This is a genomic window from Chryseobacterium tructae (assembly GCF_030409875.1).
Taxonomy (GTDB): domain Bacteria; phylum Bacteroidota; class Bacteroidia; order Flavobacteriales; family Weeksellaceae; genus Chryseobacterium; species Chryseobacterium tructae.
This window is the reverse complement of sequence record NZ_JAUFQR010000001.1, coordinates 2,245,747-2,261,072: the sequence shown is the minus strand read 5'-3', so window position 1 is coordinate 2,261,072 and position 15,326 is coordinate 2,245,747. Positions and strand designations below refer to the sequence as shown.

The following is a 15,326-nucleotide window of genomic DNA, read 5'->3' as shown; positions in this document are numbered from 1 at the left end:
CCCGGTGAATTTCCAAAACCTGAATATGGAATTTCAATATAATCATATTTGAAAATCAAATTTTATCCATAAAAAAAGAGGAGCAATATTATATTGCTCCTCTCGTTGAGTAGCGGGAACCGGACTCGAACCGATGACCTTCGGGTTATGAGCCCGACGAGCTACCTACTGCTCCATCCCGCGGTGTATTTTTAGAGTGTTTACCGAAAACACTTAGCTTAGTAGCGGGAACCGGACTCGAACCGATGACCTTCGGGTTATGAGCCCGACGAGCTACCTACTGCTCCATCCCGCGGTGTATTTTTAGAGTGCTTACCGAAAGCACTTAACTTAGTAGCGGGAACCGGACTCGAACCGATGACCTTCGGGTTATGAGCCCGACGAGCTACCTACTGCTCCATCCCGCGGTGTATTTTTAGAGTGCTTACCGAAAGCACTTAACTTAGTAGCGGGAACCGGACTCGAACCGATGACCTTCGGGTTATGAGCCCGACGAGCTACCTACTGCTCCATCCCGCGGTGTATTTTTAGAGTGTTTACCGAAAACACTTACTTAGTAGCGGGAACCGGACTCGAACCGATGACCTTCGGGTTATGAGCCCGACGAGCTACCTACTGCTCCATCCCGCGGTGTATTTTTAGAGTGCTTACCGAAAGCACTTAACTTAGTAGCGGGAACCGGACTCGAACCGATGACCTTCGGGTTATGAGCCCGACGAGCTACCTACTGCTCCATCCCGCGATATTGGATTGCAAAGGTACGAATATTTTTCACAAATCCTAATTTTTCTTTTAAATAAAGGACTTTTATGAAAACTATTTTATTATTTGTATCTTTGTTTTATGGCAAAGATATTAAAAATTTATCCCGACAATCCACAGGAAAATCTTGTGAATGAAGTCATTAAAACATTAAATAATGGCGGATTGATTATCTATCCTTCAGATACAATTTATGCACTTGGCTGTAATATTTTTGATATAAAAGCCATGGAAAAGTTGGCTCAATTGAAAAAATTAAAGCTTGAAAAGTCAAAATTCTCGATTATTTGTAATGATCTGAGTCATCTTTCCGACTTTACAAGGCCTATTGATACTTCAGTTTTCAGGTTTCTGAAAAGTCATCTTCCGGGACCATTCACTTTCATTCTTGAAGCTAACAAAAGTTTACCTCTGGCTTATAAAGGACATAAAACAATCGGTATCCGTGTTCCGGATCACCCGATTCCGCAACTTATTGTTGAAAAGCTAGGACATCCTATTGCTTCAACTTCTATCAGAGATGATGATGAAATTATCGAATACTCTACCGACCCGGAATTGATCGCTGAAAAATATGATCACCTGGTAGATATTGTTATCGACTCAGGATATGGTGATAATGTAGCTTCCACTATTGTAGACCTTACTTCTGGTGAGCCGGAAATTATTCGTCAGGGAAAAGGAATTATTTAGTTTAAATCTTTTGACATTTAAAATTCAAGGTTCAGATTCAAAGTAAGAATTACGGTTGGTAGGTTGTATGGGACTTAATGGAAAATATTCTGTAGGAATTCTGCTCACATTTGTGCTTTTAGGCATTGTGATGCTTTACGTATTCCCTGTTATCAGTATGATTACAGGAGTAAAGATCGTTACGGGTACTATATTCTTTTTTAGCAGACTTGCTATTTGGGCTGTTTTGCTCATTTTATTTCTGTACAGTCTCTTTATTGAAAAGGGTTCTTTTTTGCTTAAAAAAGAAAAAAAGTATTCTGTTGCATTCAATATAAAAGCAGTGATCTGTCTATATCTGATCTGTGTATTCGGGGGAGCTATTCTGAATGTATTGATTCAGTTTTTCATCCATAAAGAAGACAGTAGTAAAATTCTGCAATTCACCACCCTTTTTAAAAATAATTACTTTTTAATTATTTTCACATGCCTTACAGCGGGCATTGTTGAAGAACTTCTGATGCGAGGTTATATACAACCTAGGGTTGAGAAAATATATAACAGTTCGCTTTCGGGGATCTTAGTCTCCGCAGCTTTATTCGGAATTCTGCACAGCACTTACGGAACCATTGGCCAGGTAGTAGTACCTTTCTTTATTGGAGTCGTTTTTGCTATGTTTTATAAAAAATATTCAAACATTAAAATTCTGATCGTCTGTCATTTTATGATCGATCTGATCTCACTGATGGCCATGAATTTTATTGATTTTAAACATTTATCTGTATTTTAATATTATGAAAATTGTAACATCACCTGCCAAATTAATGAATGTAGAAAATTCAACCGATTTGTTGAAATCTACTACTCCTAAATTCATTGAAGATGCAGCATTTATACAAACTTATTTAAAGGAAAAATCACCCAAATATCTTTCTGAGCTTATGGAGATCTCGCCAAAGCTGGCTGATGAAAACTGGGAAAGAAATCAAAAATGGAAATCAAAGCCTACTGCGAAAGAATCTACTCCTGCTATGTTTGCTTTTACAGGCGAAGTGTACAGAGGATTGGATGCTAAAACGCTTGATAAAGATGCCGTAGATTACCTTCAAAAAAACTACAGAATGCTTTCCGGATTGTACGGTCTTCTGAAACCTTCTGATAAAGTAATGCTTTACAGACTGGAAATGGGACGTCCTTTTGAATTCGATCAGTACAAAAATCTCTATGAATTCTGGAGAGAGAAGATCACAGAGCAACTGAATTCTGAAATGAAAAAAGGAGAAATCCTGCTTCACCTGGCCAGCAATGAATATGGAAAAGTTATTGATAGAAAAAAACTGAACCATAAGGTAATTGATTTTGATTTTTATGAATTAAGAGAAGGTAAACTGAAAACCATTGTAGTGTACACAAAACATGCAAGAGGTCTCGTGGTAAGATTCTGTGCAGAAACCAATGCCAAAACACTGGAAGATGTAAAAGCTTTCAACTATGAAGGCTATAGAATTGATGAAGAAAAATCTACAGACACTAAACTTGTTTTCACGAGATAAATGACAGTTTCAGCATATAAAAAATATTTCAAAGCAGAACTTTCCGGCCTTTATACTGAGTCGGAAAGCGCTTTTTTAGCCTCAATATTTATTCAGAAAATTACAGGCTTTGATTCTTTTGAACAAAGAAGATTTTCAGAACAGGAACTTTTGACAGATGATGAACAAAAGCTTGGTGAATTGATTTCAATTTTAAAAACAGGAAGACCTTATCAACAAATTCTTGGTGAGACGGAGTTTTACGGAATGAAATTTCTAGTGGATGAAAATGTATTGATCCCTCGCCCGGAAACGGAAGAGCTTCTTGAAATTGCCATTCAGGAGATTAAAAAATCAGGAAATAAAGCGTTAAAGATTCTTGATATTGGTACCGGAAGTGGTGTAATTCCTTTGGTTTTAAAGAAACATTTTCCTGATGCTGAAGTATCATCAATAGATTTTTCTGAAAAGGCACTTGAAACAGCCAAACGAAATGCAGATTATCATCAGCTTGATATTCAATTCATCCATGCAGACTATCTGAACACCCAATTAACTGAAGAATACGACATTATCATTTCAAATCCACCTTATATAGGCGTTGAAGAGGAAACGGAAATTGCTGATTCGGTGAAAGGATTTGAGCCTACAATGGCGCTTTTCTCCCCTACATCTGATGCTTTGATTTTTTACAGAAAGATTGCAGAGGATTCCCAAGAACATTTGAAAAATAACGGACTTTTATTTTTAGAGATCAATCAAAAGTTGGGGCAAGAAACGTTGGAACTATATCACTATTTCTCCAACGCACAACTGTTAAAAGACTTATCTGAAAATGATCGGTTTATTTATGGTAGAAAATAAGTAATTTTATCCTGTATAATAACCATACATCACAGAAATCATGGTGATCAAACCGCACAATGTCGGAAACAGGCAAATCGCAGAAGTAACTTCATATCAAATCATTATCCAATCAGCAGAAGACGCATTAGATCTTATGGGAAACATCTATTATCAAGGATTTGATAAAGTAGTTCTCTATGAAAAAAATATTACTCCGGCCTTTTTTGACCTGAGGACTAAAATAGCTGGAGAAATTCTGCAAAAATTTTCAAATTACCGCATTGGATTAGCTATTGTTGGCGATTTTAATAAATACGAAAGCAAAAGCATGAGGGATTTCATCTTTGAAAGTAATAAAACCGGGCATGTCAATTTTGTAGAAACGTTGGAAGAGGCGTTGACTCATTTTTCAAACTAGACTATTTTTCAGTTCTTTAGATAAAAAAAAGAAAAATTTAAAGTATTTTTCCCAATTTCTACCTGTCTACACCGTTTATTTTTCAAATTTTTAATAAAATACAAAGATTTACACATTAAAAACAATCTCAATAATTTATTAATTATATAAAAATTTAAACTAAAATATAATAATTAAATCAACTAATTAAGGAAAATAAAAATTAACAACCCGAAAACAAGCCCTTTCATATTTTATTCGTACATTTACAAAAAACACGAGGGAATATGAATCTTAATTATTTAAGGGCTTACACCGCCACTTAATTCAATTCATTTTTTTCGACTTTCCGGTTAAACATAGCATGTTTCTTTATGAGACATCGTTGTTCTATCTGTTATTGGCTTTTGAAATAAAAGGCCTTATTATGTCATTTTTTGAACGTAACAATTCATTGTTTCAATGAACTGTTAGGGATTCTTATTTCCTTTATGGAATTAAGCCTCCTGAAGATTCTCTCCTAACTAAAAACATAACCATTAAAAAAAACATAAAATACCTAGATAAAAAATTATTTAAGAACATCATGATTAAAAAATTATTTCTACCGATCGTTTTAGTAAGTTCGTTTTCATTTGCCCAAGTAGGGATTAACACACCCAAACCAGACGGCAGTGCAGCCCTTGATATTTACAGTCAGGATAAGGGAATGTTGATACCGAGACTTACTACTGCAAAAAGAGATGCTATTTCAAATCCGGCCAACTCACTTCTTATTTATGATACTGATAAGAAATGTTTAAGTCAGAATGTGGGAACCCCAACCAATCCGGATTGGTTATGTATTAGCAATAATGCTGTAAAAATGTTTTATATGCCAAGTGTTTCTTTTGATACTTCTACCACTGTAGCTGGCCGAACTAAAGATTTATATACGCTGTATAAAACTCAGTTTGGATCACCAAAAGCCAAAAGTACCAGTGCTCCTGCATCCATTCCTTTTTTCCCTTCAAGCAAAGATCTTTACTATTATGTAACTGATGCTGATCCTAATGTATTCAGTAATATTACTATTTCTGATGATGGTGTAATGAAGTATGATGTAAAAGCAGCCGCTACAGACTGTTCTTTTATCAATATTGTTTTTGTTGTCAAATAATTGAAGTATGATAAAAAGTAAATCAATTATACAATACAACAGATTCTTGCTTACTTTTCTCCTGGTCATTTTCGCTCAAAATATTTATGCACAGAATGAACAGGGAACCGGATATCCCTATTTGTCAACTTTACAGAGGGATTACAGCCTCAGGAAGCTTATAAAGTAGCAACAAGTGGTGTTCAGAATGACGCTACCTTTACCACAGACGGATTACGACTAACCCGCAGCGTCAATAACATTTCAGGAGGAGTTATCTTGGCGGATAAGACATTTAAAAGTGATCAGGGAATTAAATTTGAATTTGAATTTGCCATTTATGGAGGCAACAGTAATGGAGGAGATGGTATTTCTATATTCCTGGTAGACGGATCTATCCCTAAAGAACAACTTAATCTTGGATATTTTGGAGGAGGATTAGGTTATAGTTTTGTACGAGGCCGGGAATCTACCGAAGGGTTGAGAGGAGCCTATCTTGGAATAGGGCTGGATGAATTTGGAAATTTTAAAACAAGCTTTAACCAGGGTGAAAGAGTCAGAAATGGAATATTTGGAGTAACACTGGCTGATGGGCGAAGCAATGTCTCTTTAAGAGGTAAGCGTGGAAACCAATATTTATCATCGGCTGAGCCTGCAGGATATAACGGGTATCCGTTGCTTTACAGTATAGCAACCAATGCCTCCACTACCAGCAATAACAGGTCTGCTTATCTGGATACTGCAACAGGAAAATATATCGGTATTAAAAACCCGAATCTTCAGCAATTCAGCATTGAAAGTGGAGGAACTACGTTTCCTCAAAATGAAAATGATGCAAGATTTCGTAAAGCATATGTCGTTTGGTTCCCAATCCGGCAGGCGGTTACAATATTACCCTGGAAATACAGCATGGAAACATAAAGGAGAAAGTAATTGATAATTATTATTACCCTACTTCTCTGAAATATACCGAGACTACCATATCCAACACTAGGGTAAGAACTCTGGATACTTCAGCTCCTTCTACTTTTAGAATTGGATTTGCAGCTTCTACAGGAGCGGCCAAAAATATCCATTTATTGAGAAACTTAGGGGTTACAAGGCCTTATGCTGCCGAAGTAACAGATGACCTGTTTGCAGGCTGCCCGGGCATCAAGTCAACCTATTATCCTTTGCTTAATGATGCAGCTTATTCTTCAGCAAGTGGTCAAAACCCACCAACACTTTCATATAATAACCTTGATTTTAATTCATTCAGATTTTTGGATAACAAGGGAGCTGTAATTCCGAACATAACAGGTGGTGTTTACACCAACAGTCAGGGAACATGGACCTATTTACCCACTACCGGAGCGCTTTCTTTTAGGCCTGCGAGTGGATTTACCGGAGTTGCCCAAATTCAGTATGATATTAAAGGCGGTGGAAGAAATGGCACTGAAGCTCCTTATAATAAGGAAGAATACAGGTCATTGCCAGCATTGGTACAGGTTAATATTTCAAGTACAAATAACTGCAGCAAAGCCTGCGTTGTTTCCAATAGAAATATAACACAAACGATAACAAAATAATTGGACAGAGCCAGCTTTTAAAAGCTGGCTTTTTTTAATGAACGAAATGAAAAATCAACCTTTATTACTTTTAATAAAATACTGAACAGCATCTTCAATCGCTTTATCAATAAGCTGGTACTGAATCCGAAACTCTTCTATTGATTTCTGATGAGAATAATAATTTCTGATCTGAAGCGCTTTCATATTGGAAGTACTGAGGTTTGTTTCTATTTTCAGTTTTCTCAACCCATCCCCAATCCATCCAAGGAAGCTTAAAAACGTATTGGGAATGGCTATCATAACTGGTTTTTGATGGGTAATTCGGTTTACTTTATTAAAAAACTCTCTGTAACTTAAATTTTCATTGGCTAAAAGATATTTTTCTCCATCTCTTCCGTTTTCAATTGCATTTAATATTCCGATGGCAGCATCTTCCACATGTACAAAGTTCTTCCCTCCTTTCGGATAAAATACCAGATTCTTTTTCCAGGCCCAGAAAATCAGTTTCCCGGAACTTGGTTTTGTATCATAAGCTCCGATCATAAATGTGGGATTCAGAATAATGACTCCTGTATTTTTACGGTTTTCTAAAAGATAATTTTCAGCTTCCAACTTGCTCTGCGCATAAAAGGAGTCTGTAAAAGGATATTTTTGAAGTGCTTTCTCATTTCCTGGTTCTTTTTCACTTCCATATCCTATGGTGTTAGCTGAGCTTACCAACAGAAATCGTCTGACTCCACAAGCTTCTGCCTGGGAGAAGAGCTTTATAGTGATATCGTAATTTATTTTTCTATAATCTTCATAACGAATCAGGTTTTGGTTCGTTTCTGCAGCCATATGAATAATACAGTCAATATTGGTAAGGTATGAAGAGAGATCAGAAATCAGGCTCCCTTCAATCAATGTCAAGTTTTCATTTTCTTCACCCAGATATTTGCTTTTCTGGCGCACCAGAGCAATAACAGAATAACCATCTTGTAATAATTTAATGATAACATTAGCTCCCAGAAGCCCTGTGGCTCCGGTTACAAAAACTTTTTTCATGCTTCGATCTCTCTTTTAATGGCTTGGGTCATGAGAGGAAGTTTTATCCATATCGGAAGAATCTTCATCATCAGCCAGCTTATTGGGTTGACCATAATTACGGAATCTTTTTTAAATAACCGTTGAATACATCTTGCTGCCACTTTATCAGGATTTAAAAGCGTCAATCTTCCAAATAAGCCCTGTTTTTCAATTCTCTTGCAGACATCTGCGTTAGTTTTCATGGCACCCGGATTCACCACGCTTACAAAAACACTAGTGCCTTTCAATTCTTCATGCAAACCTCTGGAAAAAGAATGGATAAAGCTTTTAGAAGCAGGATATACGGTTTTAAACCCTATCGGAGAAAATGCGGCCATGCTGGAAACATTTAAAATATAAGCTTTGGGTTGTTTTAAAAGATTGGGTAGCAGCTGATGGGTAATCAATGATGTAGCGGTTACATTGACCTGCAGAATGGTATTGATATAATCTGAAGTTGCTTCGGTGAACTTTCTGGTACCTCCAAGTCCTGCATTATTGATCAGAATATGAATATGAAAAGACGAATTAAGCCATTCTGTAAGCTTCATCACATTTTCATTAACCGAAAGATCCACTTCATAATAATGAGCTTTTATACGGTATATCTCCTCAAGTCTATGAGTAAGTTCTTTTAAGTTCTGGTTGGGAAGACTTACCAAAATGACATTGATATTTTTCCGGGCCAGATTTTCAGCAAAGGCTTTGCCCAGTCCTTGGCTTGCTCCTGTTACCACAGCGTATGATTCTTTAGTATCCATAAGATTAAATTTTACAGTACAAAGCTATCATGAGAGGAGCTTTTTAATGTTCCGAGTTATCTGGACGAACTTATTTTCAACAAAAATTGCAGAACGTATTTAAATAATTAAAAACCAAGCACTTAAATAATCACAAAAAGTAAAAGTTTATAAATCAGAACCTATTTTTAAACTCAGACGGAGTTTGTCCGGTCAATTTTTTAAAGGTTGTATTAAAAGATGTCTTGGAATTAAACCCTGATTCGTAAGCAATTCCAAGAATGGATAGTTTGCTGTTGGAATCCTTCAGAAGTGTTTGAGCATACTCCACTCTGTACTCGTTTACATACTGGAAAAAGTTCTTTTGGAAACCGGTGTTAATCACATAAGACAAATGATGGGTAGAAACGGATACTATTTCTGCCAGCTTGATAAGATTCAACTCACTATCCAGGTAAGGTTTCTGGATTTCCATAATGCTTTCAAGCTGCATTTTGATCTTGATAAGTTCTTCATCAGGAATTAGTTTCTTTTTACTTCTTCCGAATTTGTATTATCCTCAATAGAGATCAATTCCTCCCGTTGTTTTTCTTCTAATGGATAAATTTCTTTTTGTTTCAAAGAATAGTATCCTACACAGTAAATAACTAATAGGAATACTGCATTGATAAAAAAGTTTAATGATTTGGGATCATAAAACAGATTGTAAACGACATAGATAATGTTTACCGCAAGAATTACCAGAATAATGTATTCGAGCCAGTTCAGATTGATTCCTTCTGTATTGGAAGAGAACTGCTGAATTTTCTGTTGGTGTTTTCTGATCGTAATATAAGAAAGTACAGTATAGAATAACGCCTGAATCAGGATCAAAATAATGCTCAGAAATTCAAAAGGAGTGGTATAACCAAGACTTGACAATACAAGGCAAACCAGGAATGCTGCTGGAAACAGCAAAAATTTCACATCCGTTATTTTAAAGGTAAAAGAAGGATTGGTGTAAAATAATACACTGAAGTAAAAAAAGATGGGGGTGAGATATTGTATAAGTCGAATCAGAAAAAGGGAATGAAATTCGATCATTGAACCTGTTATCAGGAAAAGAACTTCATCCATCCAGAAGGTAGACCAGAGAAAAAGAAAGATCCCGAACCAGAAGTTGGCTTTTCGGTTTACTTTTAAAGGATTGGCAATGTTCAGCAGAGAAAGCAAAACCAATGAACCATAGATAAGTATCACGATGAAACTGTTGAATTCTGATGTGTTCATTGGTTTTTATTATCTTAAATATATCCCGCTATTTTTTGATAATTTTGGTTACTTGCTTGGTGTTGTCACCAAAAATTATCTCCATAAAGTACATTCCCGGATGATACTCAGATACATTGATTTGGGGTGTATTTATAACGGTTTTTAGCGTTTTCCCTGAAATATCAATCAATTTGATCTCTTTTATTTTCTTCTTAGAGCTTACTGTAACATAATCTGTTGCAGGATTAGGATAGATTTTAATGTTGTTACTATTTACCCCAACCTCACTCGCAGATAAGAAGCCTAACGAATATTTATAAACTCTACCTCCATTACCAGACAAATATAAATAATCACCACCAACTTCCAATGTTATTATATCAAAATCGTAGTTATTATTTAAAATCATATTCCAGGTAGTTCCACCGTCTTCCGTTTTATATACCATTTCTTTATTTGCAACATACCCTGTATTCTGATTTACAAATTTAATTTTATCAAAACCATAAGAAGGTGTTTGAAGCTTCATCCATGTATTTCCTCCGTCATTTGATTTAAAGAAATTACCATTATCCCCTTGCAGAAAGATCTGGTTTTCATTCAGAATATCATAATATATGCTCGAAGTACCTTCATTAAGGCATATATTCCAGGTAATTCCTCCATCCAAAGTTTTATATAGCTTTCCCAAAGATCCTGATACAACTCCGAAACCTACATTATTATTGAAAAATTTAAAACTGGAAAATCTCATATTTGAGATTTTCTGCCATGTAGATGCTCCATCTACTGTTTTATATATTCCTTTATTTGATGTATCATATCCACCACTTACATAGCCTACATTTTCATTCAGGAAGCTTACAGCATACAATGGCTCATATTGAATAACCGGGCTTGCTACCCAGCTTTGAGCTCCATTTGTTGTTTTGTATACAACTCCCTGGTTGGCTCCAATTGAGTATCCTACATTTTCATTCAGGAAAGAAAATTTATGACTATAAGACTGGTGAGGAGGATATTGGACTTTCTCCCAGGAGTCTCCGGCATTTGATGTTTTGAAAAAACCTCCCCTATCTGTTTTCATATACGCATTATTAGCATCTGTAAAATGTAGTTCATTAATAATATCGTAAGTGGGTGAATAATTGGACCAGGTTGTGCCTCCATTTTGGGTTTTTATGATTCTACCGTTATTTCCAACACAAATAGCATTTTGAGTATCAAAAAAATACAGTCCGTTTAAATCATAATCATCACCATAGACAAATGTTGGAGACGAACTAATCCATTGCCATGAAGTACCTCCATTTGTTGTTTTATAGATGGCACCGCCATCTCCTACTGTAAACCCATTGTTTTCATCAAAAAACTGCATCCCGTATGCTTCTCTATAATAGATACTCTCGCTTAAAGTAGTCCAGGTCTGCCCACCATCAGTAGTCTTAAGCATATTTCCAAAGCCTTTGTTTGCATATCCTACATTTTGGGATGGAAAAACAACAGAGTAAAACCCATTATTTGAACTTGAATCAGAATAAACAGTTACCCAACTGTTTCCTCCATCTACTGTTCTCAGTAACCTTCCATCATAAGTCGCAACGTTAGCTGTATTAGCATCTGTAAAGACCGTAATGGCTGCCGACATATTATACATGGTTGTATTAACAGGAAACGTAAGTCCTTTATCCGAAGATTTTAATGTCTGCGTCTGTCCGGAAATATACACCACATCATCATTGATAAAATTGATAGAGTTTAATAAAAATCCATAAGTATTTACAGGATTCCAGGTCACCCCATAATCATCAGAGCGGAGAACCGTATTGTCTCCTACAATAAATCCTATATTATTTCTGAATTTTATATCGCGTGGGAAAAAATTCAATTTCTGTTTAACATTCCAGGTAACTCCTTTATTATTAGTAGATAACAATTCTTTATTACTATTGATAATATACCCTAAGCTATTGTTGGAAAAAACAATTTTATTGGCTTTAGAATCTGAAGGTTTAGGAGTGATTAGTGTAAAATCATTTTGTGCTAAAAAATAATTACTTACAAGCACTAAAAGTAGGTTTATAGTTTTTTTCATTCTTTTAATTGATCCTTTTCTTTATAAAAATCTGATATCCCAGATAAATCAATGGTAATGACATTACTCCAAGATAGAGAATATTACTCATTGCTTGTTGCGGATGCAGAAGAATTGAGTAAATAAGCCCGAAAAATGCTCCTCCAAGGTGAGCAGCATGTCCCAGATTATCCCATTGCTTTGGATTTAGCATCATATATACGGAATATCCGAAATACAATGTTCCAAACAGCCATCCCGGCAAGAAGTTGACACTGATCTCATTGGGAGCCATGGCTATGGATGCAAAAATAATTCCCGAAACAGCTCCGGATGCTCCGATAGCCGAATACCATGGTTGTTTCTGATATATCTGTAAGCTGAATAGGTTTCCAAGGATCATCGATCCAAAATAGATAATCAAAAACCCTATTTCTCCAAACATTTGAACCACTACCCCCTGAAAGAAGTACAAGGAAAGCATATTAAAAAACAGGTGCATAAAGTCTGCATGTAAAAATGCAGAACTGATGAGCCTTATATATTCTTTACGGTTTGCAATCGCTCCAACATTGAATTTATATTTTTCAAATAAACCCGGATTGTTGAATCCCATGTAACTGAATACACAAGTGACTGCAATAATAATTAAAACCAATATATCCATCTGATGTTTTTTATTGTATCCTTATAATATGTTTATAGTATCTATTCTGTTCTCATTTCTCCATCTTCCTGAACAGATCACCAATAACGCCTCCGTCTTCATCTATATCTCCTGTTGGTTCAGGATCTTCATATACCTCCGGCTCCTCTTCTACAGGTTCAGGAATGGTAATATTGATGGCTTTTACTTTAAATTTGGTAAACTGATTACCAATTGCTTTTATTCCTTTTACCGCAATAAATTCGTCGATATTAATGGTTTCCGAATCACGTTCTTTACCTTTATCTTTAGCAAAAATAATTTCTGCGGTGACATCATTCGCTACGATTACATTCTCTATGAACGATTTCGGGTGCTCGGATGGCATAAAGATCTGGACATTCACCGTATTCTCTAACAAGAATCTCTTGATGAAATAAATATCCTTTTCCCCATCATAGTAGATACACGTAATAGGTTGTTCCGGCTTCCATTTTTCCAATACCAGATATTCATCATCAAAACGGTTCCCAAGATCAAATGAAACCAATTTTACCTCGCCATTGGTATTGATGGTTAATATTCTGTCATCTCCTTTGAAATTTCCTAACAAGGTACCTCTTGCATCAGCATTCAGTCTTCTTACCGTATCATCAACCAGATCTTTCTTGGAGCCAGTGTAGAAACGCCTTCTTCTTTAAGGTCTACTTTCTTCACGGCATATTTCGTTACCAAATTCCCTTTAGAATCACGGCCTTTAATAGCCAGATCAGAGAAATTGATCTCCATTTTATTCTTTCTGATTCTTGGGTTTGGTTTTAAAAGAACCGTAACCGTTTCTGCTTCCCCATTCGGGTTGGCTGAAAAATACAATGTCTCTGAACCTTTTTTATCTGAAGCTAGCGGATAGTCTGTATTTCTTGTGACTCCTGTTACAGAGAAACGTTTCATATAATAAGGACCTTCTCTACCTTCACGGTAAATCATGTTATAGACCGTTCGCTTATCATTTTTCTTCCAGATGGCAACGTGGAGAATATCTTTTCCTACAAATGTCTTAGCTTCTACTTTTACCACCTTCATGCTACCATCTTTTCTGAAAATAATGATATCATCAATATCCGAACAATCAAATAAATACTGATCTTTCTTCAATGATGTCCCAATGAACCCTTCTTCAAAGTTGGCATAGAATTTCTCATTCGCTACGGCTACTTTTGTTGCATCAATGGTATCAAAGATTCTCAATTCTGTTTTTCTCTGCTTATCTTTTCCGTATTTCTTTTGTATATTCAGATAATACTCAATCGCATAAGCGATCAGATTCGCAAGGTGGTATTTTACCTGCTCTATTTTCCCTTCAAGAGAGGCAATGTTTTCTTTAAATTTATCTAAATCAAATCTTGAAATTCTCTTGATTCTGATCTCCGTTAATCTTAGAATATCTTCTTCTGTTACGGCTCTTAAAAGGTGTTTCGTATGAGGTTTCAACCCTTTATCAATGGTTTTTAACACCTCTTCCCAACTCTTCACTTCTTCGATATCGTGATAGATTCTGTTTTCGATGAAGATTCTTTCCAACGAAGAGAAATGCCAGCTTTCCTGAAGCTCATGAAGTTCTATCTCAAGTTCTTTTTTCAACAGGGAAACCGTATGATCCGTATTAGTTTTAAGAATATCGGAAACATTCATGAACATTGGTTTATCGCCAACAATCACACAGGCATTCGGAGAAATCGTTACCTGGCAGTCTGTGAAAGCATACAAGGCATCAATCGTCTTATCCGGAGAAACATCATTATGAATATGGATCAGGATCTCTACTTTATCGGACGTATTGTCTTCAATTTTTTTGATCTTGATCTTTCCTTTTTCATTCGCTTTTAAGATAGAATCGATCAGATCGCTCGTGGTTTTAGAATAGGGAAGTTCGGAGATCACCAGCATATGTTTATCCGTCTGTGTGATCTTTGCTCTTGCTCTTACTTTTCCGCCTCTATGGCCATCATTGTATTCTGATACATCAAGATAACCGGCTGTTAAAAAATCCGGATAAATCTCAAATCTTTTTCCTTTTAAATGGGCTACAGAAGCATTAATAAGCTCGTTGAAGTTATGCGGGAGAATCTTTGTGGAAAGTCCAACTCCAATTCCTTCTACTCCCTGAGCCAGAAGCAAAGGAAATTTTACCGGAAGATCAATGGGCTCGTTATTTCTACCATCATAGGATTTTGTCCATTCTGTCGTTTTAGGATTAAAGACAACTTCCAGGGCAAAAGGAGTCAGTCTCGCTTCAATATACCTTGCTGCTGCTGCAGAATCTCCTGTATAGATATTCCCCCAGTTTCCCTGGGTATCAATCAGCAATTCTTTTTGCCCAACCTGCACCATGGCATCAGTAATGGAGGCATCACCATGAGGGTGATACTTCATGGTATTTCCCACGATATTGGCCACTTTATTGTAACGGCCATCTTCCAGTTCCCGCATAGAGTGCATAATTCTTCGCTGAACAGGCTTCAGCCCGTCAAATATCGAAGGAATAGCCCTATCCAAAATTACATAGGAAGCATAATCCAGAAACCAGTCTTTATAGAGACCGGAAACCTTCTTTAAGCTGTCACCCTCATGCGAATATTCTTCTGTCGTCATC

The 15,326-nt window shown here is 36.2% G+C and carries 14 protein-coding genes, 6 tRNA genes and 1 pseudogene; 8 read left to right on the top strand and 13 right to left on the bottom strand.

Annotated elements, in window-relative coordinates; genetic code table 11:
- Positions 1-110: 110 nt before the first annotated feature.
- The 6 genes from QWZ06_RS11200 to QWZ06_RS11175 form a co-directional block, all read right to left on the bottom strand.
- Positions 111-183: transfer RNA gene (locus tag QWZ06_RS11200), tRNA-Met, on the bottom strand.
- A gap of 39 nt (positions 184-222) precedes the next feature.
- Positions 223-295, bottom strand: a tRNA-Met gene (locus QWZ06_RS11195).
- Positions 296-334: 39 nt separating this feature from the next.
- Positions 335-407 (bottom strand) — tRNA-Met (locus QWZ06_RS11190).
- Between the two features lie 39 nt (positions 408-446).
- Positions 447-519 (bottom strand) — tRNA-Met (locus QWZ06_RS11185).
- Positions 520-557: 38 nt separating this feature from the next.
- Positions 558-630, bottom strand: a tRNA-Met gene (locus tag QWZ06_RS11180).
- 39 nt (positions 631-669) lie between these two features.
- Positions 670-742 (bottom strand) — tRNA-Met (locus QWZ06_RS11175).
- A 101-nt stretch (positions 743-843) separates the two neighbouring features.
- On the opposite strand from QWZ06_RS11175, the gene QWZ06_RS11170 reads away from it, so the two are divergent.
- The 8 genes from QWZ06_RS11170 to QWZ06_RS11135 all read left to right on the top strand — a co-directional run bounded on the left by QWZ06_RS11170 (position 844) and on the right by QWZ06_RS11135 (position 6,915).
- Entirely contained in the window at positions 844-1,455 is a 612-nt protein-coding gene (locus tag QWZ06_RS11170; RefSeq protein ID WP_089736094.1) for an L-threonylcarbamoyladenylate synthase, read from the top strand.
- Positions 1,456-1,522: 67 nt separating this feature from the next.
- Positions 1,523-2,224 carry a CPBP family intramembrane glutamic endopeptidase gene (locus tag QWZ06_RS11165; RefSeq protein WP_290298063.1) on the top strand — a complete coding sequence of 234 codons (702 nt, stop codon included), beginning with the start codon at positions 1,523-1,525 and terminating at the stop codon, positions 2,222-2,224.
- Positions 2,225-2,228: 4 nt separating this feature from the next.
- The gene (yaaA, locus tag QWZ06_RS11160) at positions 2,229-2,987 is read left to right on the top strand and encodes a peroxide stress protein YaaA (RefSeq protein WP_290298061.1); all 759 of its coding nucleotides are present in this window, start codon (positions 2,229-2,231) and stop codon (positions 2,985-2,987) included.
- Positions 2,988-3,830 (top strand): peptide chain release factor N(5)-glutamine methyltransferase, encoded by an 843-nt coding sequence (gene prmC / locus QWZ06_RS11155; protein ID WP_290298060.1) that lies wholly within the window; start codon positions 2,988-2,990, stop codon positions 3,828-3,830.
- Between the two features lie 40 nt (positions 3,831-3,870).
- Positions 3,871-4,230 (top strand): DUF4180 domain-containing protein, encoded by a 360-nt coding sequence (locus QWZ06_RS11150; RefSeq protein WP_290298057.1) that lies wholly within the window; start codon positions 3,871-3,873, stop codon positions 4,228-4,230.
- 565 nt (positions 4,231-4,795) lie between these two features.
- Positions 4,796-5,368 carry a phage tail-like protein gene (locus QWZ06_RS11145; protein WP_290298056.1) on the top strand — a complete coding sequence of 191 codons (573 nt, stop codon included), beginning with the start codon at positions 4,796-4,798 and terminating at the stop codon, positions 5,366-5,368.
- A 258-nt stretch (positions 5,369-5,626) separates the two neighbouring features.
- Complete coding sequence (locus QWZ06_RS11140; RefSeq protein ID WP_494337501.1) at positions 5,627-6,268, top strand: L-type lectin family protein; 642 nt, start codon at positions 5,627-5,629, stop codon at positions 6,266-6,268.
- Positions 6,208-6,915 carry a hypothetical protein gene (locus QWZ06_RS11135; protein ID WP_290298054.1) on the top strand — a complete coding sequence of 236 codons (708 nt, stop codon included), beginning with the start codon at positions 6,208-6,210 and terminating at the stop codon, positions 6,913-6,915. The genes QWZ06_RS11140 and QWZ06_RS11135 overlap by 61 nt, the downstream gene beginning before the upstream one ends.
- A 54-nt stretch (positions 6,916-6,969) precedes the next feature.
- Here the strand turns inward: QWZ06_RS11135 and QWZ06_RS11130 are convergent, their stop codons facing one another.
- From QWZ06_RS11130 to QWZ06_RS11100, 7 genes and pseudogenes are all read right to left on the bottom strand, one after another.
- Positions 6,970-7,941 carry an NAD-dependent epimerase/dehydratase family protein gene (locus QWZ06_RS11130; protein WP_290298053.1) on the bottom strand — a complete coding sequence of 324 codons (972 nt, stop codon included), beginning with the start codon at positions 7,939-7,941 and terminating at the stop codon, positions 6,970-6,972.
- Positions 7,938-8,723 (bottom strand): SDR family NAD(P)-dependent oxidoreductase, encoded by a 786-nt coding sequence (locus QWZ06_RS11125; protein ID WP_290298051.1) that lies wholly within the window; start codon positions 8,721-8,723, stop codon positions 7,938-7,940. Before QWZ06_RS11125 ends, QWZ06_RS11130 begins: the two co-directional genes overlap by 4 nt.
- Before the next feature lie 154 nt (positions 8,724-8,877).
- The gene (locus QWZ06_RS11120) at positions 8,878-9,177 is read right to left on the bottom strand and encodes a helix-turn-helix domain-containing protein (protein ID WP_290298050.1); all 300 of its coding nucleotides are present in this window, start codon (positions 9,175-9,177) and stop codon (positions 8,878-8,880) included.
- A 47-nt stretch (positions 9,178-9,224) separates the two neighbouring features.
- On the bottom strand, positions 9,225-9,971 hold the full coding sequence (locus QWZ06_RS11115) for a hypothetical protein (RefSeq protein WP_290298048.1): 747 nt from the start codon (positions 9,969-9,971) through the stop codon (positions 9,225-9,227).
- Between the two features lie 28 nt (positions 9,972-9,999).
- Positions 10,000-12,048, bottom strand: coding sequence for a YCF48-related protein (locus tag QWZ06_RS11110; RefSeq protein WP_290298046.1), 2,049 nt, complete (start codon positions 12,046-12,048; stop codon positions 10,000-10,002).
- Between the two features lie 4 nt (positions 12,049-12,052).
- The gene (locus tag QWZ06_RS11105; RefSeq protein ID WP_290298045.1) at positions 12,053-12,694 is read right to left on the bottom strand and encodes a rhomboid family intramembrane serine protease; all 642 of its coding nucleotides are present in this window, start codon (positions 12,692-12,694) and stop codon (positions 12,053-12,055) included.
- 52 nt (positions 12,695-12,746) lie between these two features.
- Positions 12,747-15,325, bottom strand: a pseudogene (locus tag QWZ06_RS11100) (DNA gyrase/topoisomerase IV subunit A).
- Between the last annotated feature and the right edge of the window lies 1 nt (position 15,326).

Excerpts from the sequence above, each read along its gene's own strand:
- QWZ06_RS11110 (WP_290298046.1), bottom strand. The coding sequence starts at position 12,048 with ATGAAAAAAACTATAAACCTACTTTTAGTGCTTGTAAGTAATTATTTT.
- QWZ06_RS11125 (WP_290298051.1), bottom strand. The coding sequence starts at position 8,723 with ATGGATACTAAAGAATCATACGCTGTGGTAACAGGAGCAAGCCAAGGA.
- QWZ06_RS11165 (WP_290298063.1), top strand. The coding sequence starts at position 1,523 with ATGGGACTTAATGGAAAATATTCTGTAGGAATTCTGCTCACATTTGTG.
- prmC (WP_290298060.1), top strand. The coding sequence starts at position 2,988 with ATGACAGTTTCAGCATATAAAAAATATTTCAAAGCAGAACTTTCCGGC.
- QWZ06_RS11105 (WP_290298045.1), bottom strand. The coding sequence starts at position 12,694 with ATGGATATATTGGTTTTAATTATTATTGCAGTCACTTGTGTATTCAGT.
- yaaA (WP_290298061.1), top strand. The coding sequence starts at position 2,229 with ATGAAAATTGTAACATCACCTGCCAAATTAATGAATGTAGAAAATTCA.
- QWZ06_RS11150 (WP_290298057.1), top strand. The coding sequence starts at position 3,871 with ATGGTGATCAAACCGCACAATGTCGGAAACAGGCAAATCGCAGAAGTA.
- QWZ06_RS11130 (WP_290298053.1), bottom strand. The coding sequence starts at position 7,941 with ATGAAAAAAGTTTTTGTAACCGGAGCCACAGGGCTTCTGGGAGCTAAT.
- QWZ06_RS11170 (WP_089736094.1), top strand. The coding sequence starts at position 844 with ATGGCAAAGATATTAAAAATTTATCCCGACAATCCACAGGAAAATCTT.
- QWZ06_RS11115 (WP_290298048.1), bottom strand. The coding sequence starts at position 9,971 with ATGAACACATCAGAATTCAACAGTTTCATCGTGATACTTATCTATGGT.
- QWZ06_RS11120 (WP_290298050.1), bottom strand. The coding sequence starts at position 9,177 with ATGGAAATCCAGAAACCTTACCTGGATAGTGAGTTGAATCTTATCAAG.
- QWZ06_RS11145 (WP_290298056.1), top strand. The coding sequence starts at position 4,796 with ATGATTAAAAAATTATTTCTACCGATCGTTTTAGTAAGTTCGTTTTCA.